This window comes from Rheinheimera sp. MMS21-TC3 (assembly GCF_032229285.1).
Taxonomy (GTDB): domain Bacteria; phylum Pseudomonadota; class Gammaproteobacteria; order Enterobacterales; family Alteromonadaceae; genus Alishewanella.
Genome location: NZ_CP135084.1, coordinates 532,121 through 557,378, shown reverse-complemented (window position 1 = coordinate 557,378; position 25,258 = coordinate 532,121). Strand labels below are relative to the sequence as shown.

The 25,258-nt window shown below is 43.2% G+C and carries 15 protein-coding genes, 3 tRNA genes, 2 rRNA genes and 1 pseudogene; 4 read left to right on the top strand and 17 right to left on the bottom strand.

Translation table 11 applies throughout. From position 1 onward, the window contains the following. Window positions 1-14: 14 nt before the first annotated feature. A tRNA-Arg gene (locus RDV63_RS02915) sits at window positions 15-91 on the bottom strand. Between the two features lie 166 nt (window positions 92-257). Between RDV63_RS02915 and RDV63_RS02910 the strand changes: the two genes are divergently transcribed. Further along, window positions 258-2,195, top strand: a complete 1,938-nt coding sequence (locus RDV63_RS02910; protein WP_313908003.1) for an ATP-binding protein — start codon at window positions 258-260, stop codon at window positions 2,193-2,195. Window positions 2,196-2,256: 61 nt separating this feature from the next. Next, on the top strand, window positions 2,257-4,425 hold the full coding sequence (locus RDV63_RS02905) for a M3 family metallopeptidase (protein ID WP_313908002.1): 2,169 nt from the start codon (window positions 2,257-2,259) through the stop codon (window positions 4,423-4,425). A gap of 109 nt (window positions 4,426-4,534) precedes the next feature. On the opposite strand, the gene pmbA is transcribed toward RDV63_RS02905, so the two are convergent. Next, complete coding sequence (gene pmbA / locus RDV63_RS02900; protein WP_313908001.1) at window positions 4,535-5,881, bottom strand: metalloprotease PmbA; 1,347 nt, start codon at window positions 5,879-5,881, stop codon at window positions 4,535-4,537. Window positions 5,882-5,998: 117 nt separating this feature from the next. On the opposite strand from pmbA, the gene yjgA reads away from it, so the two are divergent. Beyond that, window positions 5,999-6,517, top strand: a complete 519-nt coding sequence (yjgA, locus tag RDV63_RS02895; protein ID WP_313908000.1) for a ribosome biogenesis factor YjgA — start codon at window positions 5,999-6,001, stop codon at window positions 6,515-6,517. A 203-nt stretch (window positions 6,518-6,720) separates the two neighbouring features. Here yjgA and RDV63_RS02890 read toward each other — a convergent pair whose 3' ends face one another. From RDV63_RS02890 to RDV63_RS02840, 11 genes and pseudogenes are all read right to left on the bottom strand, one after another. Beyond that, window positions 6,721-7,740 carry a branched-chain amino acid aminotransferase gene (locus RDV63_RS02890; protein ID WP_313910378.1) on the bottom strand — a complete coding sequence of 340 codons (1,020 nt, stop codon included), beginning with the start codon at window positions 7,738-7,740 and terminating at the stop codon, window positions 6,721-6,723. A 9-nt stretch (window positions 7,741-7,749) separates the two neighbouring features. Next, window positions 7,750-9,189 (bottom strand): metalloprotease TldD, encoded by a 1,440-nt coding sequence (gene tldD / locus RDV63_RS02885; protein ID WP_313907999.1) that lies wholly within the window; start codon window positions 9,187-9,189, stop codon window positions 7,750-7,752. Continuing rightward, window positions 9,186-10,019, bottom strand: a complete 834-nt coding sequence (locus tag RDV63_RS02880; protein ID WP_313907998.1) for a carbon-nitrogen hydrolase family protein — start codon at window positions 10,017-10,019, stop codon at window positions 9,186-9,188. Before RDV63_RS02880 ends, tldD begins: the two co-directional genes overlap by 4 nt. After that, window positions 10,012-13,917, bottom strand: a complete 3,906-nt coding sequence (locus RDV63_RS02875; protein ID WP_313907997.1) for a YhdP family protein — start codon at window positions 13,915-13,917, stop codon at window positions 10,012-10,014. The genes RDV63_RS02880 and RDV63_RS02875 overlap by 8 nt, the downstream gene beginning before the upstream one ends. Then, window positions 13,917-15,383 (bottom strand): ribonuclease G, encoded by a 1,467-nt coding sequence (gene rng / locus RDV63_RS02870; RefSeq protein ID WP_313907996.1) that lies wholly within the window; start codon window positions 15,381-15,383, stop codon window positions 13,917-13,919. The genes RDV63_RS02875 and rng overlap by 1 nt, the downstream gene beginning before the upstream one ends. Further along, window positions 15,380-15,952 carry a Maf family protein gene (locus RDV63_RS02865; protein ID WP_313907995.1) on the bottom strand — a complete coding sequence of 191 codons (573 nt, stop codon included), beginning with the start codon at window positions 15,950-15,952 and terminating at the stop codon, window positions 15,380-15,382. Before RDV63_RS02865 ends, rng begins: the two co-directional genes overlap by 4 nt. After that, window positions 15,952-16,431 carry a rod shape-determining protein MreD gene (mreD, locus tag RDV63_RS02860; protein WP_313907994.1) on the bottom strand — a complete coding sequence of 160 codons (480 nt, stop codon included), beginning with the start codon at window positions 16,429-16,431 and terminating at the stop codon, window positions 15,952-15,954. Before mreD ends, RDV63_RS02865 begins: the two co-directional genes overlap by 1 nt. Continuing rightward, window positions 16,424-17,281 (bottom strand): rod shape-determining protein MreC, encoded by an 858-nt coding sequence (mreC, locus tag RDV63_RS02855; RefSeq protein WP_313907993.1) that lies wholly within the window; start codon window positions 17,279-17,281, stop codon window positions 16,424-16,426. The genes mreD and mreC overlap by 8 nt, the downstream gene beginning before the upstream one ends. A gap of 28 nt (window positions 17,282-17,309) precedes the next feature. Then, on the bottom strand, window positions 17,310-18,353 hold the full coding sequence (locus tag RDV63_RS02850) for a rod shape-determining protein (protein WP_313907992.1): 1,044 nt from the start codon (window positions 18,351-18,353) through the stop codon (window positions 17,310-17,312). A gap of 215 nt (window positions 18,354-18,568) precedes the next feature. After that, window positions 18,569-19,354: pseudogene (locus RDV63_RS02845) on the bottom strand (DUF6701 domain-containing protein). Then, window positions 19,342-20,193: a hypothetical protein gene (locus tag RDV63_RS02840; RefSeq protein WP_313907991.1), complete on the bottom strand. Its 852-nt coding sequence runs from the start codon at window positions 20,191-20,193 to the stop codon at window positions 19,342-19,344. Before RDV63_RS02840 ends, RDV63_RS02845 begins: the two are co-directional and overlap by 13 nt. A 71-nt stretch (window positions 20,194-20,264) precedes the next feature. On the opposite strand from RDV63_RS02840, the gene RDV63_RS02835 reads away from it, so the two are divergent. Continuing rightward, window positions 20,265-21,209, top strand: coding sequence for a 1-aminocyclopropane-1-carboxylate deaminase/D-cysteine desulfhydrase (locus RDV63_RS02835; RefSeq protein WP_313907990.1), 945 nt, complete (start codon window positions 20,265-20,267; stop codon window positions 21,207-21,209). Between the two features lie 102 nt (window positions 21,210-21,311). On the opposite strand, the gene rrf is transcribed toward RDV63_RS02835, so the two are convergent. From rrf to RDV63_RS02815, 4 genes are all read right to left on the bottom strand, one after another. Beyond that, window positions 21,312-21,426 (bottom strand): 5S ribosomal RNA (gene rrf, locus RDV63_RS02830). Window positions 21,427-21,597: 171 nt separating this feature from the next. Beyond that, window positions 21,598-24,479: ribosomal RNA gene (locus RDV63_RS02825) — 23S ribosomal RNA — on the bottom strand. A 286-nt stretch (window positions 24,480-24,765) separates the two neighbouring features. After that, window positions 24,766-24,841 (bottom strand) — tRNA-Ala (locus tag RDV63_RS02820). Window positions 24,842-25,064: 223 nt separating this feature from the next. Next, window positions 25,065-25,141 (bottom strand) — tRNA-Ile (locus tag RDV63_RS02815). Between the last annotated feature and the right edge of the window lie 117 nt (window positions 25,142-25,258).

The window sequence follows — 25,258 nt, the reverse complement described above, 5'->3', positions numbered from 1 at the left end:
GTTTTGATGTTTTATGGCGCACCCGCCGCGATTCGAACGCGGGACCCCTGCCTTCGGAGGGCAGTACTCTATCCATCTGAGCTACGGGTGCGTAATCTGCTATACAGAAGCTGCGCATTATAGTCAGGCTTTGGCTCTATGTCTATTGCTTAACCGCTCGCTTTTTCTGCAGTTAGTTTTTTTCGTCTTAGTTTGCAACTTTTATAGCTTACCGTTACAGTTATATTTGCCACGCTTTTGAAGATGCTTTGAAATCTATGTCGAATAAGTTTTTGTTGCCTGCTGGCCAGTGGCTATTATTATTTACCTTACTAGGCACGCTGATATATGCAACTGAACAGTTGGTAAAATACCAACAACAGCTAACCCGAAGTGAACTATTAAAGCAAGAAATTGCTAGTGCAGACCCAATACGGTCTTTAATTGAGTCAGAGTTGAATTCTCCGCTTTATTTAAGTGCCGCTTTAAGTGCTTATATAAAAGCTAGTAATGGCAAAGTCTCGGTTACTGAAATTAACCTTTTATTACAAGGTTTAGTCAGTCAAGCTCAGCATATACGTAATATTGGCGCAGCACCTAATAACCACTTACTACATTTATATCCCTTACAGGACAATGCTAAAGCTCTAGGTATATATTATCCTGACTTGCCCGATCAATGGCCGCAAATTAAAGACATTATTGCCAAACGCCAAGCCAAATTGGTTGGGCCTATACCTTTAGTACAAGGCGGTATGGGGTTTATTTATCGAATTCCTGTGTATTTAGCCGAGTCGGATACTTATTGGGGCTTAATTAGCACTGTTGTTAATATAGATTCTGTTTGGCAACTGGTTGCTAAGCAAGCCACTGAGCAAAATATTGCCATCGCCATTAGACCAGCCTCTAACAATGAAATTGTTGCACCTGCTTTTTATGGTGATAACAGTTTATTTTATGACGCTAGTTTACTATTAGATATAGAGTTACGTGGCGCTAAATGGCAACTTGCTGTTCGAACCTTAGCGACACTAGCTGATCAAAGTAGCCTTATCCGCCTGTTATGTTATTCAGCCACTGGTTTAATTGTCGTTTTATTGTTTTGGTTATTGTTATCTAAGCAATATTTACACAGAAGTATGTTAGAACAACAGCGTAGTAAACGCTATTTACAGACGGTAATGGATAACGTGGCTGATGCTATTATCACTACTGACCTTAGTGGCATTATTGAGCACAGCAATTTACCTTGTTACAGTATTTTTGGCTACCTTTCTGCTACTTTACCCGGTATGCATTGGTCTACTTTATTAGCAGAGCCTAGTTTAACTGATGATATTGTTCGCACTATTGCCGATAAAAACACTGAATATGAAACCTTAGGCCAACGTTACGATGGTTCTTCTTTTCCGTTAGCTATAAGGCTAAGTGCTATTACTCTGCAGCAAAAGCCAAGACATTTAATAGTGTTGCGCGATCTATCACAGTGGCATAAAGCTGAACAATTAAAGCAACAATTTATATCTAATGTTAGCCATGAGTTACGCACCCCTTTAACCTCAATTACTGGCGCACTAGGCCTTATAGTTGGTGGTGCTTTGGGTAACTTAGCTCCAGCCCAAGCTAGAATTTTGCAATTAGCCCTTAACAATAGCCAACAGCTTAGCCAATTAATTAATGATTTATTGGATATGGAGCAATTAACTAACCAAAGTATGAAGTTTAATATTAAACCCGTCCTTATTGTTGAGGTTATAAAACAATGTGTCGGATCAGTAAAAACAGTTTGCCAAGAAAACCATCAAATTATTCAAATTGAAGCTGCAGAACAGCTCAACACCATACAGATACTCGCAGATAAACAACGTTTAACCGATGTAATGCTGCATCTATTGGTTAATGCTTGTAAATTCTCACCGGCCAATAGTACTATCAGGGTCAGTATTACTAAAGCCTCTGACTTAATACGAGTAACGGTTATTGACAACGGTAAAGGCGTACAAGAAAGTTTTGTACCTAACCTATTTAATCGCTTTACTCAAGCAGATGGCTCCGATACTAGGAATGTCGGTGGCACAGGGCTTGGTTTAGCAATCAGTCAGGTAATAATGCACAATATGCATGGCAGTATTGGCTATTACCCAAACCAACCTCAAGGCAGTTGTTTTTATATTGAATTGCATTGTCATCAAGCTAATAAAGCTACTGCCATTTAACTTTAAACCGTAACATTAGCAACACTGTTATAATTTTAATTAATTTTTCTAGGGGATACACATGCGTAAAACTCTTATTGCCTCAGCGGTAGGCTTAGCTTTAGCCCTGACTGCCTGCGGCGACAATACCACCTCACAGCAACAAGCATCGCCTCAACCTACTGCTGCAACAGCAGAGATAAGCACGAGTAACCCTTTAATGGAAAAAAGTACCTTACAATACGAAGCGCCAAATTTTTCTGATATAAAAGACGAGCATTTCTTACCAGCTTTTACTGAAGGTATGAAGCAACAAATGACTGAAGTATTGGCAATTGCCAATAATCCAGCGCCAGCAACCTTTGAAAACACCCTAGTTGCTTTAGAGAAAAGCGGTGAATTACTAACCCGTACTTCACGCATATTTTATAACTTAGCAGGTTCAAGCTCTAACCCCGCTCGCCGTGAAATTCAATCTGAAATGGCACCTAAACTAGCTGCCCACTCAGACGATATTAATTTAAACCCAAAACTATTTGCCAGAATTAAAAGCTTATACGAGCAGCGTGACCAACTTAAGTTAGACGGCGAATCGGTACGTTTAATTGAAGTGTATTATCAGCGCTTTGTTCGTGCTGGTGCCCAGTTAACTGAAGAAGAAAAAGTAGCTATTAGAGCGCTTAACGAAGAGCACTCTACGTTAACCAATAAGTTCTCACAAAACCTGTTAGCCGAAACGAAAAAAATTGCCGTAATTGTTGATACTAAAGCAGAATTAGACGGCTTATCTGAGTCGCAAATTGCCTCAGCAGCAGCTGCAGCAACTGAAGCTGGCCATGAAGGCAAATACTTATTAAGTATTACTAACACTACGCGCCAGCCGGTATTAAGCCAGCTAAGCAACCGTGAATTACGTAAAAAAGTATGGGAAGCCTCGGCTTATCGTAACCAAAGCGGTGAAACCGATAACCGTCCTATCGTTGCCCGTTTAGCGCAGTTACGTGCAGAACGTGCTCGTTTGTTAGGTTATGACAACTGGGCCAGCTATGGCTTAGAGTCACAAATGGCTAAAACACCACAGGCTGTTTATGACATGCTAGGCTCTATGGTGCCAGCTGTTATTGCTAACACTAAAGTTGAAGCAGCGGCGATTGAACAAATGATCAAGCAAAAAGGCGGTGATTTTGAATTACAGCCTTGGGATTGGGAATACTATGCTGAATTTGTTCGCCAAGAAAAATTTAACTTAGACGAAAATGAAGTTAAGCAGTACTTTGAATTTGAGCGGGTATTAAATGACGGTGTTTTTTATACCTTTAACCGCTTATACGGCGTTCGCTTTGAACCACGCCCTGACTTACCTACTTATCATCCAGACGTAAAAGCCTATGAGCTATTTGACGTTGATGGCAGTAGCATTGCTATTTTCTATGCTGACTACTTTGCTCGTGAAGGTAAGCGTGGCGGTGCTTGGATGAGCTCTTTTGTTGGCCAATCTAACTTAACAGGCCAAAAACCTGTAGTAGTGAATGTAATGAACATTCCTAAAGCTGAACCAGGCCAGCCTACCCTTGTTAGCTATGACAACGTAACCACTATGTTCCATGAATTAGGCCACGGTTTGCATGGCATGCTGTCTGATGTCAACTTCCCAAGTTTAGCGGGTACTTCAGTATCTCGTGACTTCGTTGAATTCCCATCTACTTTTGAAGAAGACTGGGCAGCCTACCCTGATGTTATTGCCAACTACGCTAAGCACTATAAAACGGGTGAGCCTATCCCTGCTGAGCTATTACAAAAAGTAATGAAGTCTCGCAGCTTTAATCAGGGTTTTGACACCTTAGAATATATGTCTGCTGCTTTATTAGATATGGAATGGCACTCTATTAGCGCTGATGATGAGCTACAAGACGTTAACGAGTTTGAAGCTAAAGCTCTGAAGAAACATGGCATTGATTTAGCGGCTGTACCGCCACGTTATAAGTCGACCTTCTTCTCACACTCTATGGGCGGCGGCTACTCTGCTGGTTACTATGCCTATATGTGGAGTGAAATTTTAGCGGCTGATGCTTTTGCCTATGTGCAACAGCAAGGTGGTTTAAAACTTGAAAATGGTCAGCACTACCGTAAACATATTTTATCGGTAGGTAACTCGCGCGCGCCTATGGAGTCTTACAAAGCTTTCCGTGGCCAAGAGCCAACTACAGATGCCTTATTAATTCGCCGCGGTTTAAAAACCAAAGTAGATTAATTTATCTAATAAAAAAGCCCTGATTAATCAGGGCTTTTTTTAACTGAACACTAGGTACTTAACATTCACAACTAAGCACTCATAACTCAGCACTAAGCACTAAGCAGCACTAACTTCCCGCTACCTGCATTTGGCTAATTAATATAGAGCCTGTATGGACGCCACCACGACGGTCAACATCACAACCTACAGCTTGAATTTGCATAAACATATCTTTTAAATTGCCGGCAATAGTCACTTCTGCAACTGGGAACTGTATTTCACCGTTCTCAACCCAAAAGCCTGCTGCACCACGAGAGTAATCGCCGGTGACGGTATTAACGCCTTGGCCCATTAATTCGGTAACCAATAAGCCTTTGCCCATAGTGCGGCATAACTGGGCTAAATCTTCATCACCGTGTTGTAGCAACCAGTTATGAATACCGCCAGCATGGCCTGTGCTTGCCATGCCTAACTTACGTGCTGAATAACTCGTTGTTAGGTAGGTATTTAATACGCCTTGCTCAATAACGGCTAAATCGCGGGTTTTTACGCCCTCAGCATCAAACGGGCTAGACGCTAACGCTTGCTTTAAGTGAGGTTGCTCTAAAATAGTAATCTTAGGTGACATTACCTGCTTACCCACTTTATCTAATAAAAAGCTAGATTTTCGATAAATACTACCACCACTAATAGCCGACACTAAATGGCCAAATAGGCTACTGGCAATGTCGGCACGAAAAATAACCGGCACTTTTTGGGTGGCAACTTTACGTGCATTTAACCTAGCGATAGTTTCTGCTGCAGCTTCGCGGCCTACTTGCTTAGGATCAAGCAATTTTTGATATTGTCTGGCCACAGTAAAGCTATAGTCGCGCTGCATGTCATCGCCATCTTCACCGATAACAACACAACTAAAGCTATGGCGTGAACTAGGGTAACCAACTAACTGACCATGACTATTACCATAGACTTTTAAGCCTTGATGCGACGAAAACGATGCCCCTTCAGAATTAGTAATGCGTGGGTCAGTAGCAAAAGCGGCTTGCTCAGCGCCAGCACATAAGCTTATGGCTTCTTCTGTGCTGATGGAATCTGGATAAAATAAATCTAAATCGGGCGGTGACATTTCTAACCAGCTGGCTTCTGCTACGCCGGTGTGCGGATCTTCCGAAGTATAACGAGCTATATCGGCAGCAGCTTCCACTGCACGGCGCAATGCTTGTGGGCTTAAATCTGCAGTAGAGGCCGAGCCTTTGCGCTGGCCAAAATATAAACTAATGCCTAAGCCTCCGTCTTGGTTAAACTCTACCGTTTCAACTTCACCATGCCGTGTTTCTACGCTTAAGCCTTTAGTGCGGCTCATCGACGCCTCAGCGGTGCTAGCGCCTAACTGCTTAGCATGGCTTAACACCTCTGCTACCGCTTGCTTTACTTCGTCTATTTCTTGCCAAATTGTTGGTTCTGTTACTTGCATAATTCAACTTTAGAAAATTATTTTCACTAAGTTTACCATAGTCTTGCTATGCTGACTGCTGTGATGCTGCAGGATCATGTATACTTAACGCAATATTTGCTAAAGCGACCTAAAAAAATGACAGAATTTATACATGGTGATAATTGGGATGAAGAAGAAGGTAAAAGTAAATCGCAAATTAAACGCGAAATGCATGCCTTGCAAGCTATTGGTGAAGAGTTAGTTGCACTAAGCCCAGCAGCTCGCGCTAAACTACCACTAGATGAAGAGCTAAATGATGCCTTAGTGTTAGCCGATAAACTAAGTAAAAAGCGAGAAGCACTGCGCCGCCATATTCAATTTATTGGCCGTTTAATGCGCGACCGAGATTTAACAGAACTAGAGCTAGGTTTAGCTAAGTTGCGTAACACTAACCAAGCGGCGACGCGACAGTTTCATAAAATAGAACAGTTACGTGATAAAATGTTAGAAGATAACGATGTAGTTACCGCTTTTATTGCCGATCACCCAACAGTGGATACCCAGCAGTTGCGCCAGCTAATTCGTAATGCGAAAAAAGAACAAGAAAAACAACTACCACCAAAAGCTTATCGTGAATTATTTCAGTTAATTAAACCGTTAATTATTCAAGATTAATAATGGTGATAGCTAATAACCGATAGTTTTTAGTATTGAGGTAGCAACAGAGTTACTTATACCAACACGTCGTGAACCCATCCTGTGGGGCTCGACTCAGCCCGTCCGGGGCTTCAACGGTTGGTTTAGGATATCTCTGTTGCTATTTAGGCTAACTAGTGGCTTTTGTTATTAGCAGCCGTTCTTTTTTATAGAGCTTGCTACTAGCAAACCTTAGTTAACCAACCATGTTTATCTTCAGCTTTACCCCATTGAATATCATTCAACGCTTGGCGTAAGGCATTAGTCGTTGGGCCGCCTTCACCATTACCTACGGTGTAGTCTTTACCATTATGAATTAAAGTGCCTACTGGCGTTAGTACGGCTGCGGTGCCTGATAAAGCCGCTTCTGCACCTGGCTTTTGTGCACGCTCTAATAGCTCGTCTACACTTAAGGCCCGCTCTGATACAGTCATACCGCGATCACGCGCTATAGTTAAAATAGAGTCACGGGTAATACCGTGTAAGAATGAGCTATCTAACGACTTAGTAATAATTTCATTGCCGTCAATCAGGATAAAGTTAGCAGCGCCGGTTTCTTGCACATCACCTGCTGGGCAAAATAACACTTGGTCAGCTTGCACTGACTGGCGCGCCTTTAAGATAGGTTGTAACGCACTGGCGTAGTTGCCGCCACTTTTTACCATACCCATATGTGATGCACAGCGAGTGTCGTCGGCTAATAACAAGCGCAATGGCTTGCTACCACCAGAGAAGTAATCGCCCACTGGTGATAATAAGATATACAACATAGACTCAAGACTAGGCGAAGCGGCTTTACCAATTGACGCTTCAGTGCCTATATGAGTAGGCCGAATATACATTGAGCCTGGCGGTACTGGCACATCAGCGGCATAACGTTTAACAATATTAATAATCATTTGCTTTAATTGCGCTGCGTCAACCGGCGGTAGCGATAACAACTGACTACTTTGAATTAAGCGAGCAATATTTTGGTCCATGCGGAAAATATTAATAGCGCCATCTTGATGCTTAAAGGCTTTTAAGCCTTCAAAACAGGTACTAGCATAGTGCAGCACGTGGGCACCTGGGTGTAAGCTAATACTATCGGTTTTTACTATTTCTGCGTTACTCCACTGACCTTGCTTATAGTGCGCTAGGCTCATCTCAGGAGCAAATACGGTTCCAAAAGCTGACATGTTGCGTTTCCTGTTTTGTCTAATAAGTTAAAATTATTCTGTGCCGCCAACGGTCATGGCGTCTAGTTTTAAGGTTGGCTGACCTACACCAACCGGAACACTTTGCCCTTGTTTGCCGCAAACACCTACGCCGCTATCTAGGGCTAAATCGTTACCTACCATAGAGACTTGCTGCATCGCTTCTGGCCCGCTACCAATTAAGGTTGCACCTTTAATTGGCGCTGTAATTTTGCCATTCTCGATTAAATACGCTTCTGATGCCGAGAACACAAATTTGCCCGACGTTATATCAACTTGGCCACCGCCAAAGTTAGGCGCATAAATGCCTTTTTTAACACTGGCGATAATTTCTTCTGGCTCGCTCTGGCCGGCTAACATATAAGTGTTGGTCATACGTGGCATAGGTAAATGGGCAAAAGATTCACGACGACCATTACCTGTTGCAGGTACGCCCATTAACATAGCGTTATGCTTATCTTGCATATAGCCTTTTAAGATCCCGTTTTCTATCAGTACGTTATACTGGCTAGGCACACCTTCATCATCAATATTTAATGAGCCACGTCTATGCGCCATAGTGCCATCATCAACAATAGTGCATAACTTAGAGGTAACTTGCTCGCCAATACGACCTGCAAAAGTAGATGAGCCTTTACGATTAAAATCGCCCTCTAAACCATGGCCTACGGCTTCATGTAATAATACGCCCGGCCAGCCTGCACCTAACACCACCGGCATAGTACCTGCTGGGGCATCAATAGCGGTTAAGTTTACTTGTGCCATGCGTACCGCTTCGCGTGCATAATGCTGCCAGCGTGGTTGGTCATCGACTAACTCGGTAAAGTAGGCATAATCGGTTCGGCCACCGCCGCCGGCACTGCCTCGTTCGCGCCTGTCACCTTGTTGTAATAACACCGAGCAGTTTAAACGTACTAAAGGCCGCGTATCACTAGCAAAAGTGCCGTCACTGGCGGCCACTAAAATTTCTTCGTATACCGCAGTTAGGCTAACCATCACTTGCTCGGCGCGGCTATCTAAGGTACGAATATAAGCTTCAATTTGATGTAATAAATTTACTTTTTCAGTATTGGTTAAACTTTGCAGAGGATCGCAAGGTAAGTAAATTTTGCTGTTACTGCTTTTGCTAAATACTTTAACTTGGCCTTGTTGGCCATTCGCGGCAATGCCGCGCGCAGCAGTAGCTGCTTGTTTTAAGGCCGCAGCATTAATGGTATCGGAATAAGCAAAACCGGTTTTTTCGCCGCTAATGGCGCGCACACCTACGCCGCGTTCAATATTAAAAGAGCCGTCTTTTACTAAGCCGTCTTCTAGCACCCAAGACTCATGAATGCTCGATTGAAAATATAAATCAGCATAATCGAGCTGATGTTCAAATAAATAACCCAGCGTACGCTGTAAGTCATTGGCATTAAGATCAGATGCGCTGATCAGGTTCTGCTCTACTGCAGTCATGGTTTAAGCTCACTTATAAATCGGTTATGGCTGGCGACGGGCATACCTTGGCGCACGCGCGCTATTTGCGCCAGATCTATTTCGCTGGAAATCCAGCCTGGTTCGGTGCCTGCATCGGCTAAAATTTCACCCCAAGGGTCAATAATAAGACTGTGGCCAAAGGTTTCACGACCATTTTCATGAACACCGGTTTGATTAGCTGCAATAACAAAACATTGATTCTCAATTGCTCTAGCTTGTAGCAACGTATGCCAATGCGCCTGTCCTGTTGTTCGAGTAAAAGCTGCCGGCACACTTAATACATTCATACCTTTAGCAGTAAGTGCCTGCGCTAGCCCAGGGAAGCGCACATCATAACATATGCTAAGGCCCAGCTTTAACTGTTGTAATTCTGCTAAGACCAGCTTATCGCCCGGTTTTGTTGTCGCCGATTCGCGATAACTGCCTATATTATCGCTTACCTCAACGTCAAATAAATGCATTTTTTGGTAATCGGCAACAATAGTTCCATCGGGTGCAAACAGCACACTTGACGCCGCAAAACGATTTGGATCATCGGTTGTTGTTGGCAAACTTCCCGCCAGCAGATAAACCGAAAACTGTTTAGCTAACTTAGCACAACCTTGCATAATGCTGCCTTCGCCCAAAGCTGCTTGATACTGCAAATTAAAGCTATCGCGGCTGCCAAAAATAGCAAAGCACTCAGGCAATACCACTAAGTGTTGCGAGGCTGTGGGTAATTGGCTTAAATAGGTTTCAACTTGATTAAGGTTATGCTGAATAGATGGCGTACTGGTTAATTGAATTGCACTTAAGCGCCATTTAGCCATTAGGTTGTTGCTCCTGTAATTGCTCAGGTTGTTGTGGCAGTTTGTTTACAGTGGGATCGGGCTCAATTGCCGGATCGGGTTTCGCTATACGCACCGGCACTGGAATTTCTGTGCTATGACGGTTTACTTCGGTGACTATAGGTTCGTCAATACTGCCCGTAATAGTAAAGTTTATTTTCGATATAACCTCGGCACTTTGAAATACTTCATCTAGTGCTAACGCGGCTAAGCCCGTTGCAGGGTTTACCATCCAAGCAATAATAATAGGTAGGCTTGAGGTGACTTTTGGTGCAAAAGACATTTGGTAATCGAGTTTATTCCCTACTAAGTCGGCATAGCCTTGAATAGCTAAATTACCTGGCACGCCATCAATAGCCGCATCACTGGTTTGGGCTACCCCTTTGGTTAAGGTTAAATTACCGGTCATTTTGTTATAGAAAAACCCCTTAGAAAACACATCTCGAAAGTCTAAGCGTAACTTACGTACTAATGAGTCTAAGCTGAAAATAGAAAATAACCTGGCACCTTTATCGCTCACTTCGGTTAGTGAGCCCTCACCTAGCTTATAATCCACTTCACCATTTAGCTTGCTTAAATCAAACTGATTAGGCGCTGCTGCCCAACTTAGGTTAAAGTTAACATTAGCATCACTGCCACTAATTGCAGAAGTTAATTGGAACTCATCCAGTAAACTTCCAAAATTAGGACTGGTTAAGCCGCCGCTAAAGTTGCTAAGGCCATTGTTAGCATCACGCTGCCATGCACCTGTTAAATTTAACTCATGTTTTTTATAACGCGCATTAAAACGATCTAATTGCCAGCTATCCGCTGTACTGTGTGCTTGCGCTGACACTTTGCCAAACCGATAAGCTCCTACTGAACAATCAGCACAATTTATAGTTATTGGTGGTAACTCTACTAACCATAGCTGTGGATCTAGCTCATTACTTTTACTTGCCTTAACACTAGCTATTCTAGTGTTAGACTCTGCCTTAGGTCGTAAGGGCCAAGGCAACATCAAATAATCTAGTTCGGCAGTTATACCTTGTTGCTGCCAATTTTTATGAAATTGCCATCGGCTAGCAACCTCAGTAGCGTTAAGCTGCAACTGCCATAAGTCGGCTAATTGGTTAAGATCAAACACAGCATTATTTAATCTAATATCCGCTGGTAATTGCAGTTGGCCTATTCTTCCGCGGATATAACTTAAATGAGGAAACAGCGCTGGCTGCTCATTAGTTTCAACCACTAGCTGCGGCTGAATAAGCTCATACCAACTTAAAAAATCGGCCTGAGCCAGATTAACACTAATAGTAAAGTCATCACTTGGGATAGCTTCATCTTGGCTACCTAATACTAAGTGAGCACGATTTAAATTATGCTGTAAGCGATCAATATCAGCATGAAAATACAACATATTGGCATAGTTAATGGCTAATTTGGCATCATTTTCATGCTCATTACCATGCACAGTAATACTGAGCTTTCGCTGTTCGTCGGCAGTTTTATTATAAGGGGCGGGTAAGTTAAGCTCGGTATTGGCTAAGTTACTATTAAGCTGAGCATGGTAATTAAACCCTGTGTCGGCTAAATTTAAAGCTAAGCGTAACTGCCAAGCATTGGTACCAGACACCAGAGGCTCCGCGCTAGGATACAAAGCTAAAGCAAGTTGCTTCGCCTCTTGCTCAGCGCTAAGTTTTAAAGCCAATTGATAGCCAACATTAGTGTTTTTACCATTTATATCAGCCTGTATAGGCAAACCCCGCCAATTGAGCTGTACATTTTGACCGCGAATTTTATCATTTTCAAAAGATAAAGTTCCTTTAAGTTGTTGCACCGCCATTTCTGGCGCCTGTAATGCTATGCTAGCTTGATTAAAAGTTATATTACCTTTAGCTTGTACCTCATTATGATCTAAGGCTACCTGTAAAGTGACATCGCCATTTACCACACCTGAAGCGCCTAAGTAGGCTAAGGTTGCACCTAAGCTGTCAGCTAAAGGTGACTGCTGCATAAGAGCTGTAACCGTTTTGGCTTCAGCTTGACGCTGAATATGAATATCTAAATGATCGGCATGAAATAAGTCAGCTATGCTAGCAGTAACCCCTTTGCCAGCTTTAATATCCATTAAGTTACCACTTTGCGAACTAATCACCATAGCAGCATTCTCAAACCATAACTCTACAGCTAAATCGGTTAATTCAGGCCAATCAGGCTGGAAAGCAAACTCACCTTGTTTAAGTTCAGCTTTTACTTGAAACACACCTTGTCGCTGTTGAAACGGAAACTCAGCCGTGGCACCGTGCCATAACATAGTTGCTTGTTCTAGCTGGCCAGCTTTAATCGCATCAGTAAGGTAATCTGCTACTGCTTCAGGCATATAGCGGTTAGGAAAGTAGCGCTTAGCTTTTACCGCATCAAGATGCTGTAATTTAGCCAGCATTTTTAATTTACCATCATACTGAATTGCAGCATCAAGTTGTAAATCACCATTTTGTAATGCAATTTGTGGCATTATTAACTGCCACTGCTGTTGTGGCCGATACCGCAAGTAAGCTGTTGCATCTAAAATGATATAATCTGTAGCTTCACTAAATAACCCATCCCACTCTAGACGGCTATCAGTGCTTTGTAAGGTAATTTTAGCTAGCTCGCCATCAAACACAAAGCTGCCTTGGACATCACTGACACCGGGAATGTCTTGCACCGCACTGCTTGCAAGTTGGCTAAAACTACCAGCGCCTTGCCATTCTCCTGCAAGCCGTTGCCAATTAAACTGATTTAAATAACCAGAGGGCTGGTATTTAACTAACTGCCGTAATAGCTGACTGTCTTCAGCAAATAAATTAGCTAAGGGAGTAATGGCATCTAATTGAAACTGATTAATATTGCCCTGCCAATTATCACCTTGACGTTGAATAGCAAAACTAATTTCTGGCCAAGTTTGTTCTTGATCAGATAAGGTTAAATAGCCTGAAGTTAATTCCCAACCATCATTAATAGGCTGCCAGAGTAATTGACCTGCTCCAAGCTGCAAAAATTGTGGGCCATCACGCTGCCATGACAAGCTATTCTCAGCCAACTCTATCTGTAACAGCTGTAATGTGCCCTTCTTTACTACGCCCCAAGCTTGCATATTAATTTTAGCGTAATCTAATTTTTGACTAGTAGGCAACCAGCTTCTGAACCAAGGTAGTACATCTAACTTATCGCTTTGTAAATACAACTGGCCATAAGCTTCAGCCCAGGAGTTACCATACAAATCTAAGATAAAAGAGACAGAATTATTGGTAACGCCCGCTACAGATAGCTCGCCATTACCTTGATGCCGTTTATCATGGTTTGTCCAATCCAACTGGCTAACATTTACGACAACATCAGCGCTATTATCATCTTGTACTATTAACTGGCTATCAACGATTGAAAAATAAGTGAGCTGCTGAAAAAATAATTGCTCAAGAGCGGTTAAGATTGGAGCTTCTGGTAAATTAGTGCTGCTTTCCACACTAAACAAACTATCCGCATCAACATAATATTTTAATCCACTCAGCTCAAAGTGCTGTGCGGTAAGGGTTAAATTACGCAAACTTCGCCAAAAATCTAAGCGAACTCTGGTTTCTGCAATATAAATTTGGGTTTGACCTTGGCTAGCTAAACGCAGATTTTTAACCAATAAAGCAGGGCCAAACTTTTGCCAGCCCGCACTTAACTCCCCAATATTCACTTCCACTGCATATTTTTCAGCAATAAATTGCTCTAATTGCAGCTTGTAATTATCGGCATAAGGTAAGCTATAGCGTAAAACAGAAATTACTACCGCCAACACAACAACACTGATAGCTAAAGCTAACCAGAGTTTATGTAAGCAGAAGAAACAAAACCGTTTTACTTTAGGCACTACATCATTACCACGTCAAATTGTTCTTGAGTATATAAAGGTTCGATATTAATACTAATTTGTTTACCAATAAACACTTGTAACTCGGCTAAATTATGAAACTCGTCGTTAGTCAGCGCATCTTTCACTTCAGGCGAGACATAAACTACAAATTTATCTGCGGCATAAGCTCTGTTTACTCGGACAATTTCTCTTAATACTTCAAAGCATACCGTTTCAACTGTTTTTAAGCTGCCTCGCCCTTTGCATGCTGGGCACTCAGAGCACAAAATATGTTCTAAGCTTTCTCGAGTACGCTTACGGGTCATTTCTACTAAGCCTAATGCAGAAAAGCCATGTATATTAGTTTTAGCCCGATCGCGCGCCAATGCCAACTCTAAACTATGAAATACCCGTTTTTGATGATCACTGTTTTGCATATCAATAAAATCGATAATGACAATACCGCCTAAATTACGCAAACGTAACTGCCGCGCTATGGCTTGGGTAGCTTCAACATTAGTATTAAAAATGGTGTCTTCTAAGTTTCGATGACCAACAAAAGCGCCGGTATTAACATCAACAGTTGTCATGGCTTCGGTTTGGTCAATAATAAGATAGCCACCACTTTTTAAAGGGACTTTGCGCTCTAAGGCGCGCTGAATTTCATTTTCAACATCAAACATGTCAAAAATAGGCCGCTCACCAGGATAATACTCTAACAAATCTGAAATATGCGGCATAAATTCAGCACAAAAAACGGTTAGCTGCTGATAGGTTATTTTAGAATCAACTCGTACTCGCTCTAACTCTGCACCAACAAAATCTCGTAAGATACGGTAAGCTAAAGTTAAGTCTTCGTACACTACTCCTTCTTTGCGGGTTTTCTGCTTTCTTTTAATGATTTTTTCCCACAGTTTTTTTAAAAACTTAGCATCTTGCGCCAGCTCTTCTTCACCGGCACCTTCGGCCGCGGTACGGATAATAAAGCCGCCACTTTCATCATTAAACTGGCTAACAATATCTTTTAACCGTGTCCGCTCTGCTTCACTTTCAAGCCGTTGCGATACACCAACATGAGCAGAATCTGGCATAAAGACTAAATAGCGAGATGGGATGGTAATATCTGTCGTTAAACGAGCACCTTTGCTACCTAATGGGTCCTTAACTACTTGCACTAATAAATACTGACCTTCATGCACTAATACCCGAATATCCTTGCTAATAGCAACTTTGCTATCTAATTCAGTTAAACCATCATGCTGGACAATATCTGAGGCATGTAAAAACGCAGCTTTATCTAAGCCGATATTAACAAAAGCAGCTTGCATACCAGGTAACACCCGGCTTACTTTACCCACATAGATATTGCCAACTAATCCCAGTTTAGCTTGGCGCTCTATATGTAGCTCTTGCAAGACACCATTTTCAATTAAGGCTACCCGCGTTTCGCTTGGGGTAACATTAAGTAACAACTCTGCACTCATGCCTGCTCCTGCCATTGCTGCAATAAACATTCGGTTTGGCATAAAGGTAAGCCCACTACCCCGGTATAACTGCCATTAATGCGCTCAACAAATCTAGCTGCTAAACCTTGAATACCATAACCTCCTGCCTTATCTTGTGGCTCTCCACTTTGCCAATAGCTTAGCATTTCGGTTGGGCTTATAGCTCGGAAATATACTTCTGTCTGAACTAGCGTACTTAAGCTGCGCTTGCTGTCAACTAATGCCACTGCTGTCATAACTTGATGCATCTGGCCTGATAACAATGTCATCATGCGCTGAAAGTCAGCAAAATCTATTGGTTTACCTAAAATCTGTTGCTGTACCACAACGATAGTATCTGAGCCTAAAGTGGGGATATCCTGTGCCAGCCGTGCTAAGCCTGCTTTAGCTTTTGCTAAGGCTAAGCGCTGGACATAATCTGCGGGTTGCTCTGCAGCATAAGGTGTCTCATCGATATCTGAGGTGACAAGTTCAAACTCAACGCCTAATTGCGTTAATAGTTCACGCCGGCGAGGAGATGCCGAGGCAAGTGCGATTTTGGGATACATTATTGGATCTTAAATTGACGACGATAACGCCTTAATAGCCAGAATAACCAAGGCCAGGCTAATAATCCAGTTAACACCGGCCATAAGTATTCAGGTAAAAAGTAAACGCCTACTAAAAAGTAACTAAGCCAGAATAATAATAAATGATAAAACGCTAATAGCATACCTAGCAATAAAGCCTGCTGAATAACCGAAAAATTGCGTATTTTTAAATAATGGGACGCAACAACATAAATAACGATAGAGTAAGTTAAAGCGTTAACACCTAAAACAGTACCAACTAAGATATCGACCATAAAACCTAATACGAAGGCAGTACCAATACTCACTCTGTGCGGTATAGCTAAGGTCCAGTACATTAGCACTAATAAAGTCCAGTCTGGCCTAGCTAACTTAACAGCTTGCGGTAATGGCATAACGGTTAGTAATAACGCCATAAATAATGATAAATAGACAAAACTCATGCGGGCTTTACGCATCGGGCTGCTCCTGCGGTGTTACTGGCAAGCTTAGCGCCGGAATAGCTGACAATAATAATACATGCCGCACCCGATCCAGCTGAGCAAAAGGCTCGGCATAGACCAACATAAATGGCTGGCTAGCGTCTTGATTTATTTTTATTACTTTAGCGACGGGATAGCCTTCAGGAAAGACGCCATCTAGCCCCGAAGATAGTAAACGATCACCTTCACGAATATCGGTACTTTGCGGCAAATGCATCACCCGTAACTGATCCCACTGGCCTAATCCCTCTACTACAGCCCGGATCCCAGTACGCTCAGCACGTACGGCAATAGCATGGGTATTATCAGAGATTAATAAGGCTCGGCTACTATTTGGACCGACACTAACTATCTGGCCTACTATACCCTTCTCATCAATAATAGCTTGGCGCTCAGTAACACCATCACTTCGACCTTTATTTAACACCACTTGATGGCTAAAAGGATGACTGTAGACAGCTAACACTTCTGCTATTAAATGTTGGCCATCTTCAGATGGTGAGGCACCTAATAAAGCCCGCAACTTAGTATTTTCTTGTTGCAGATAACTTAATAATTGTAATTGGCCACTTTGTTGCAGTAAATTTTGCTTTAAGCGGGCATTTTCTTCTAACAGCGCATGCTGTGACATAAAGCGCTCTGAGGCACCAGAAAACAAGGCTTCGGGCAAGCTGGCAATGTAAAACAATGGGCTTGCCGCTGCCGTAAGGTAGCTACGCAATTGGGTGGAGCTATCCGTATATCGGTCAACAAACATTAACCCTATACTGCAAAGCACCGCTAAAAATAAACGTAACGGTAATGATGGGCCTCGGCGATACATCATGTTCATACACTAAGGCCGCGTTGAGCAATTAGTCATAGCTGAAGACATCACCGCCATGCATATCAATCATTTCTAGGGCTTTACCACCACCACGAGCAACACAAGTAAGAGGGTCATCAGCAATAACAACTGGAATACCGGTTTCTTCCATTAGCAAGCGATCTAAATCACGTAACAAAGCACCACCACCGGTTAACACCATGCCGCGCTCAGAGATATCTGAGGCTAATTCAGGAGGTGATTGCTCTAAGGCAACCATAACTGCACTTACAATACCCGCTAATGGCTCTTGTAAGGCTTCTAGTATTTCATTACTGGTTAAGGTAAAGCTACGCGGCACGCCTTCGGCTAAATTTCGGCCACGCACTTCAATTTCAAGTACATCATCACTTGGATAGGCAGAACCAATTTCAGTTTTAATGCGCTCAGCTGTTGCTTCACCAATTAAAATACCGTAGTTACGACGAATATAACTGACTATAGCGTCGTCAAACTTATCGCCACCAATACGTACTGATGATGAGTACACCACGCCATTTAAAGAAATAATAGCAACTTCAGTAGTACCGCCACCAATATCAACCACCATGCAACCAGTGGCTTCAGACACCGGTAGGCCGGCACCAATAGCCGCTGCCATTGGCTCGTCAATTAAATAAACTTCACGTGCGCCAGCGCCTTGGGCAGATTCACGAATAGCACGACGCTCTACTTGAGTGGAGCCACAAGGCACACACACTAAGACACGTGGACTTGGCCGTAAAAAGCTATTGCTATGAGCTTGACGAATAAAGTGCTGTAACATTTTTTCGGTAATATAAAAGTCAGCTATTACACCATCTTTCATCGGCCGAATAGCTTTAATATTACCTGGAGTCCGACCCAACATCCGCTTTGCGGCATGGCCTACTGCAGCAACACTTTTAGGTCCTCCGGCTCGTTCTTGACGAATTGCAACTACCGAAGGTTCATCTAACACTATGCCTTGATCTTTGACATAAATAATTGTGTTCGCAGTACCAAGGTCAATGGATAAGTCGTTTGAAAATAGGCCACGTAATTTATTAAACATGAAAAAATCGGATCCTTATAAAGCTAAAATCTGCACTGCAACATAAAAAGTGCGCCAGCGTTTGGCACCTGTAAAAATATATTGTTTATTCTATGTAACTCTATGGCCAGTGAATAGCCTTATCTTACATTTTTCTGCAATTAAACCAGCTTTATCTATTAATAAGGCCTAATAATCGCTATTGATCGGGCTAACAGCGATTAGGCCATAGAAAATCAAAAAAGTTCGCGCCAATAAATTTGCCGCGGATTACCCCGAAAACGGCCAAAATGAATATCAGCTTGTGGCTGTTCAGTAAAGCTACTAGCAGCATCACGCCAATTATATCGCAACTAAGGCTCAGTGTTATATTGTAACCGCCACTCACCTGGACTAGCTGTTGCTTGAATTAGCAAACTATCGGCCGAAAACTTACCTTGAATAAGATTGCCACCTAAGCCGCTGACTGCTAGTGCTGGGCTACCCGTAATAGTATTACAAAAATCAGTCGACCCTAATGAAGAAGGGCAACTTTGTACTGCACTTGGGCTGGCAATGAGCGTACAGCTATCTTGTTTATTGATGACAAACTGACTACCCTGCCAGTATTCAGTATAAAAGCTTAAAGGCAGAGCAATGTCTTCAGGGCCATAAGCATTATCTAGCACTAAGCGACCAAAGCGTAGCTCTGTAGGGCTGCTGCTAATAGCGCCGGTGGCGCTGGTTAAGATAGTAATACCGTCACTATCTATAGGCTCTGCATATAAATCTAGTAATAAAGGTGCATTTAATGAGTTAGGTCTAGTTGCATAGTGAGTACTTACAATATCTGCTTGACCATTTAGCCAATTACCTACTGGTGCCATATCACCTTCTTGCAACATTGAGCCTATAGGCAAACTAGGTGCGCTATATCGTAAACCTAAACTAGCTGCAGCGTCTGTCCATAGGTTGATATTAAGCTTAGCAAAGCCATCTTTGTAATTTTGGGTGACAATGCCATTGCTATTTAACGCTTTAATATTAAAGTTTGTAGTAAAATCTTTTTGACCAAAATAACTAAAAACACCACTAGTAATTCAATCATAGTATTAGCCTGATTCACCACTAGCCGAATGTCACGCACTGGCGGCTGTTTCAACTGACTTTCAAAGTAATCCATCGAGCGCTGCAGCTCTAACAACAGCGTATCTAACAACTCATTTCTTAATTCAGCAGCTGAAATTTCTGATAAGCGATTAAAACCACGAGCACGACGTGAAAAATATACTGTACCTGCGCGAACAATTTGAATTAATAACTCTTGGCCTGGTTGATGCATCACTAACATGGTTGGCTGAGCAGACTGCTCTAACTGACCCGCTAGTACCCATTCTTCAGGTTTAATGCTAGATAGAGTTTTATTTTGTCGCTCAATTAACTGCACTAACTCCCTTAAGTTAGATAAACGACTTATTACTACATTAATCTTTTTAGGTTGAGCGATGATTTCAGGTAACTCTAAATAATCGACAACCATTTCTTCAGGCGCTATTTCTACTAAATCCTTCACTAGCCACGGTAGCGCTTGTAACATTTCATCGTCAGGTAGAGCCGGTTTATCTAGTTGAATAATTTGATAACTATCAGGGGATAAAACTATATGTAATTGACATTTTTTAGGTAAGACTTCTAATACAGAGTTCAAAGCACTTTGCCATTGATTATTTTCAACAGTAACCGTATCTAATGTTAATCCAGCTATATTGTTTCCAGCAGGTAGGGTCAAATACCTGATCATAGCATCTGATATATGAATGATAGCCTGAGCGGTTTGCTTAGTTGCAGCAAAACTAAAACGTTTAATTATCTTTGTTAGCATCCGCTGTCCTTTACTCTGATATTAACGTTATACTACTCAACACTTTATACTTTGTAATGTAACGCATTAAAATGCCACAAGATCTAAGCAGCTTTATTATTAAAAAACCCTTATGGCAGCAAGTTAAACATTCTATTTTAGTAAAAAATCAAACAGAGCTTTGGCTTTGTTCTTTACCTACAGAGCCAAAACAACTAGCAGGTAATAAATGGTTAAAATTAAAATATCATCTCGCTAGAGTATTTTATGAAAATAAGCAGGGTATAGTTACTTTTGGCGGCCCATTCTCTAATCATATTGCAGCAGTTGCAGCAGCCTGTTCTCAGCTAAATTTAACAAGCCTAACCTATTTACGTGCTGATAGAGTAGATTACGATAATCCGACCATAAAACTATGTTTACAGCATGGAATGCAGTTTAAATTACTCAACCGTGCTGACTACCGGTTGCGAAATAATATGGCATTTTGTCAGAATATTGTAGATGCACACCCTAACCTACTATTAGTACCTGAAGGCGGCTCATCCGTCGATGGCGTAAAAGGCGTAGCAGAGCTAAATTTAACTGCAACACCTAACGGCGATGCTGATTTAATTAGCTTAGCGACTGCTAGCGGCGGTACTTTAGCTGGCACAATTAAAGCTAACAAAAGTAATATTTTAGGTATTGCTGTGGTTAAAGACCCGACATTGCCAAACCGAGTGGCTCAATTACTCCCAACACAGTATAACGCTTTAAGCTGGTCGATAAATACAGAGTTTACAGAAGGTGGCTATGCTAAATTTAGCCCAGAGCTATTATCATTTTGCCAAAATATGGCAGCATCCAGTATCAATGTAGAGCCAATATACACCGGTAAAGCTTTATTCGGTTTATTTAAACTGATTGAACAAGGCCAGCTTGCGCAGTATAAACGAATTAGTTTTTTTCATACCGGTGGATTACAAGGCCTAGACGGCTTAATGTATCGGAGTTTAATTAGCCCAGCGGATCATAAGCTGTTAGCTGGCAATTAGGTTCTAGATGTATAAGATTGCTCTGCTCGAGCGGTTTAACCACCGGAATTTCAAATACAAAAAAGCCCTAGACTTTCGACTAGGGCTTTCTTTGTATTGGGTGCCTGGCGGTGAACTACTCTCGCATAGCGAATGCTACACTACCATCGTCGCAGCTGCGTTTCACTTCTGAGTTCGGAATGGGATCAGGTGGTTCCACAGCGCTATTGCCACCAGGCAAAAACTTTGTCGGGAACAAAGTTTATCGCACGTTAGTGCGGCCTGTTAAGGCCAAATCCATGGAGGGATGTGATAAAACTCTATTCCAATAATTCAGCAAGCTTAGGTAATTCGACACACTATAACACTTCTTTCACGCGCTCTGGCGTCAAAACAGCTTGGGCGTTGTATGGTTAAGCCACACGGGCAATTAGTATCAGTTAGCTTAACACATCGCTGCGCTTCCACACCTGACCTATCAACGTTGTGGTCTTCAACGACCCTTTAGCAGACTCTAAGTCTGAGGGATGACTCATCTCGTGGCCGACTTCGCGCTTAGATGCTTTCAGCGCTTATTCGTTCCGAACGTAGCTACCGGGCAGTGCCATTGGCATGACAACCCGAACACCAGCGGTTCGTTCACTCCGGTCCTCTCGTACTAGGAGCAACTCCACTCAATCATCCAACGCCCACGGCAGATAGGGACCGAACTGTCTCACGACGTTCTAAACCCAACTCGCGTACCACTTTAAATGGCGAACAGCCATACCCTTGGGACCGACTTCAGCCCCAGGATGTGATGAGTCGACATCGAGGTGCCAAACACCGCCGTCGATATGAACTCTTGGGCGGTATCAGCCTGTTATCCCCGGAGTACCTTTTATCCGTTGAGCGATGGCCCTTCCATACAGAACCACCGGATCACTATGACCTACTTTCGTACCTGCTCGACGTGTCTGTCTCGCAGTTAAGCTGGCTTCTACCATTACACTAACCGTACGATGTCCGACCGTACTTAGCCAACCTTCGTGCTCCTCCGTTACGCTTTAGGAGGAGACCGCCCCAGTCAAACTACCCACCAGGCACTGTCCACGACCCCGATTAGGGGCCAACGTTAGAACATCAAACATACAAGGGTGGTATTTCAAGGACGACTCCACTAGAACTAGCGTTCCAGCTTCAAAGTCTCCCACCTATCCTACACATGTAGGGTCAATGTTCAGTGCCAAGCTATAGTAAAGGTTCACGGGGTCTTTCCGTCTAGCCGCGGGTATACGGCATCTTCACCGCAATTTCAATTTCACTGAGTCTCTGCTGGAGACAGCCTGGCCATCATTACACCATTCGTGCAGGTCGGAACTTACCCGACAAGGAATTTCGCTACCTTAGGACCGTTATAGTTACGGCCGCCGTTTACCGGGGCTTCGATCAAGAGCTTCGCTTGCGCTAACCCCATCAATTAACCTTCCGGCACCGGGCAGGTGTCACACCCTATACGTCCTCTTACGAGTTTGCAGAGTGCTGTGTTTTTAATAAACAGTTGCAGCCAGCTGGTCACTGCGACTCTAGTATGCTTACGGAGCAAGTCCTTAACACACCAGAGCGTACCTTCTCCCGAAGTTACGGTACTATTTTGCCTAGTTCCTTCAGCAGAGTTCTCTCAAGCGCCTTGGTATGCTCTACCTGACCACCTGTGTCGGTTTAGGGTACGATCACCAATACCTGAAGCTTAGAGGTTTTTCCTGGAAGCATAGCATCAACAGCTTCGTGTCCTTGGACACTCGTCTCGTATCTCAGCCTTAAGAAACCGGATTTGCCTAGTTTCTCAGCCTACTTACTTTCACGCGGACTACCAACGCCGCGCCTGCCTAGCTTTCTCCGTCACCCCATCGCAGTATTGGTCGGTACGGGAATATTAACCCGTTTCCCATCGACTACGCTTCTCAGCCTCGCCTTAGGGGTCGACTCACCCTACCCTGATTAACATGGGATAGGAACCCTTGGTCTTTCGGCGGGGAAGTTTTTCACTCCCCTTATCGTTACTCATGTCAGCATTCGCACTTCTGATACGTCCAGCATACCTCCCGGTACACCTTCAACCGCTTACAGAACGCTCCTCTACCACTTGTGCAAGCACAAGTCCGCAGCTTCGGTGAATGATTTAGCCCCGTTACATCTTCCGCGCAGGCCGACTCGACTAGTGAGCTATTACGCTTTCTTTAAAGGATGGCTGCTTCTAAGCCAACCTCCTAGCTGTCTATGCCTTCCCACATCGTTTTCCACTTAATCATTACTTTGGGACCTTAGCTGGCGGTCTGGGTTGTTTCCCTTTCCACGACGGACGTTAGCACCCGCCGTGTGTCTCCCGAGTAGTACTCATTGGTATTCGGAGTTTGCATGGGGTTGGTAAGTCGGGATGACCCCCTAGCCCAAACAGTGCTCTACCCCCAATGGTATTCGCTCGAGGCGCTACCTAAATAGCTTTCGAGGAGAACCAGATATCTCCGAGCTTGATTAGCCTTTCACTCCGACCCACAAGTCATCCCCTAATTTTTCAACATTAGTGGGTTCGGTCCTCCAGTTAGTGTTACCCAACCTTCAACCTGCTCATGGGTAGATCGCCCGGTTTCGGGTCTACACCCTGCAACTTATCGCCCAGTTAAGACTCGGTTTCCCTACGGCTCCCCTATTCGGTTAACCTTGCTACAAAATGTAAGTCGCTGACCCATTATACAAAAGGTACGCAGTCACCCCACGAAGGGGCTCCCACTGCTTGTACGTACACGGTTTCAGGTTCTATTTCACTCCCCTTACAGGGGTTCTTTTCGCCTTTCCCTCACGGTACTGGTTCACTATCGGTCAGTCAGGAGTATTTAGCCTTGGAGGATGGTCCCCCCATGTTCAAACAGGATATCACGTGTCCCGTCTTACTCGTTTTCACTAAAAAGGTATTGTCGTGTACGGGGCTATCACCCTGTATCGCTACGCTTTCCAACGTATTCCACTAACACCTAGCTAGCTTAAGGGCTAGTCCGCGTTCGCTCGCCGCTACTGACGGAATCTCGGTTGATTTCTTTTCCTCGGGGTACTTAGATGTTTCAGTTCTCCCGGTTCGCCTCGTTACACTATGTATTCATGTAACGATAGTGCATAAATGCACTGGGTTTCCCCATTCGGATATCTTAGGCTATAACGGTTTTTATCACCTTACCTAAGCTTTTCGCAGATTAACACGTCCTTCATCGCCTCTGACTGCCAAGGCATCCACCGTGTACGCTTATTCACTTAACCATACAACCCCAAGATGTCTTGAGTATTATACAGTGTGTCTTGCGTCACACTCACTTCTTATAAAGAAGCGGTTGCTTAGCTTGTTTCTTTTTACTTTCAGCTTGCCAAATTGTTAAAGAGCAGTTTGAGATTAAACTCAAATATAAAAACTTAAGCTTGTTAAGTGCTTATATTTGAATTTTTAGAGCAATCATTATCAGTCTAACCAACGACTTTTAGGCTAGGCGCGGTGAACCGAAGCATACTTAGGTATGTGAGGTTCGCTGCAACAACGCATAAAAGGTGTTGGTGGAGTTAAGCGGGATCGAACCGCTGACCTCCTGCGTGCAAGGCAGGCGCTCTCCCAGCTGAGCTATAACCCCTCTTCTTACTTCATCTTTTTGCGTTATGCTTCGCTATACTTCCTCGCTCGTTCAGTCATTGGCACTAGCCAACTCTTTCTCTTACTCGTCGTATATCTCGCCTAACACAAAAACCTTTGTAATAAGTGTTATTGATAATCGTAAATTCAGTTTAGGCTAGGCGCAGTGAACCGAAGCATACTTTCGTATGTGAGGCTTGCTGCAACGACGCATAAAGTGAATTTGGTGGGTCTGAGTAGACTCGAACTACCGACCTCACCCTTATCAGGGGTGCGCTCTAACCACCTGAGCTACAGACCCGTTTGCTGGTCTATTTGATTTTACACTTCGCTATACTTTCTTACTCGCTCAGTCATTGACCTAGTGTCAACTCCTTCACTCGCTCGGCGTATAACTCGCCTAAAAACAAATATCCGT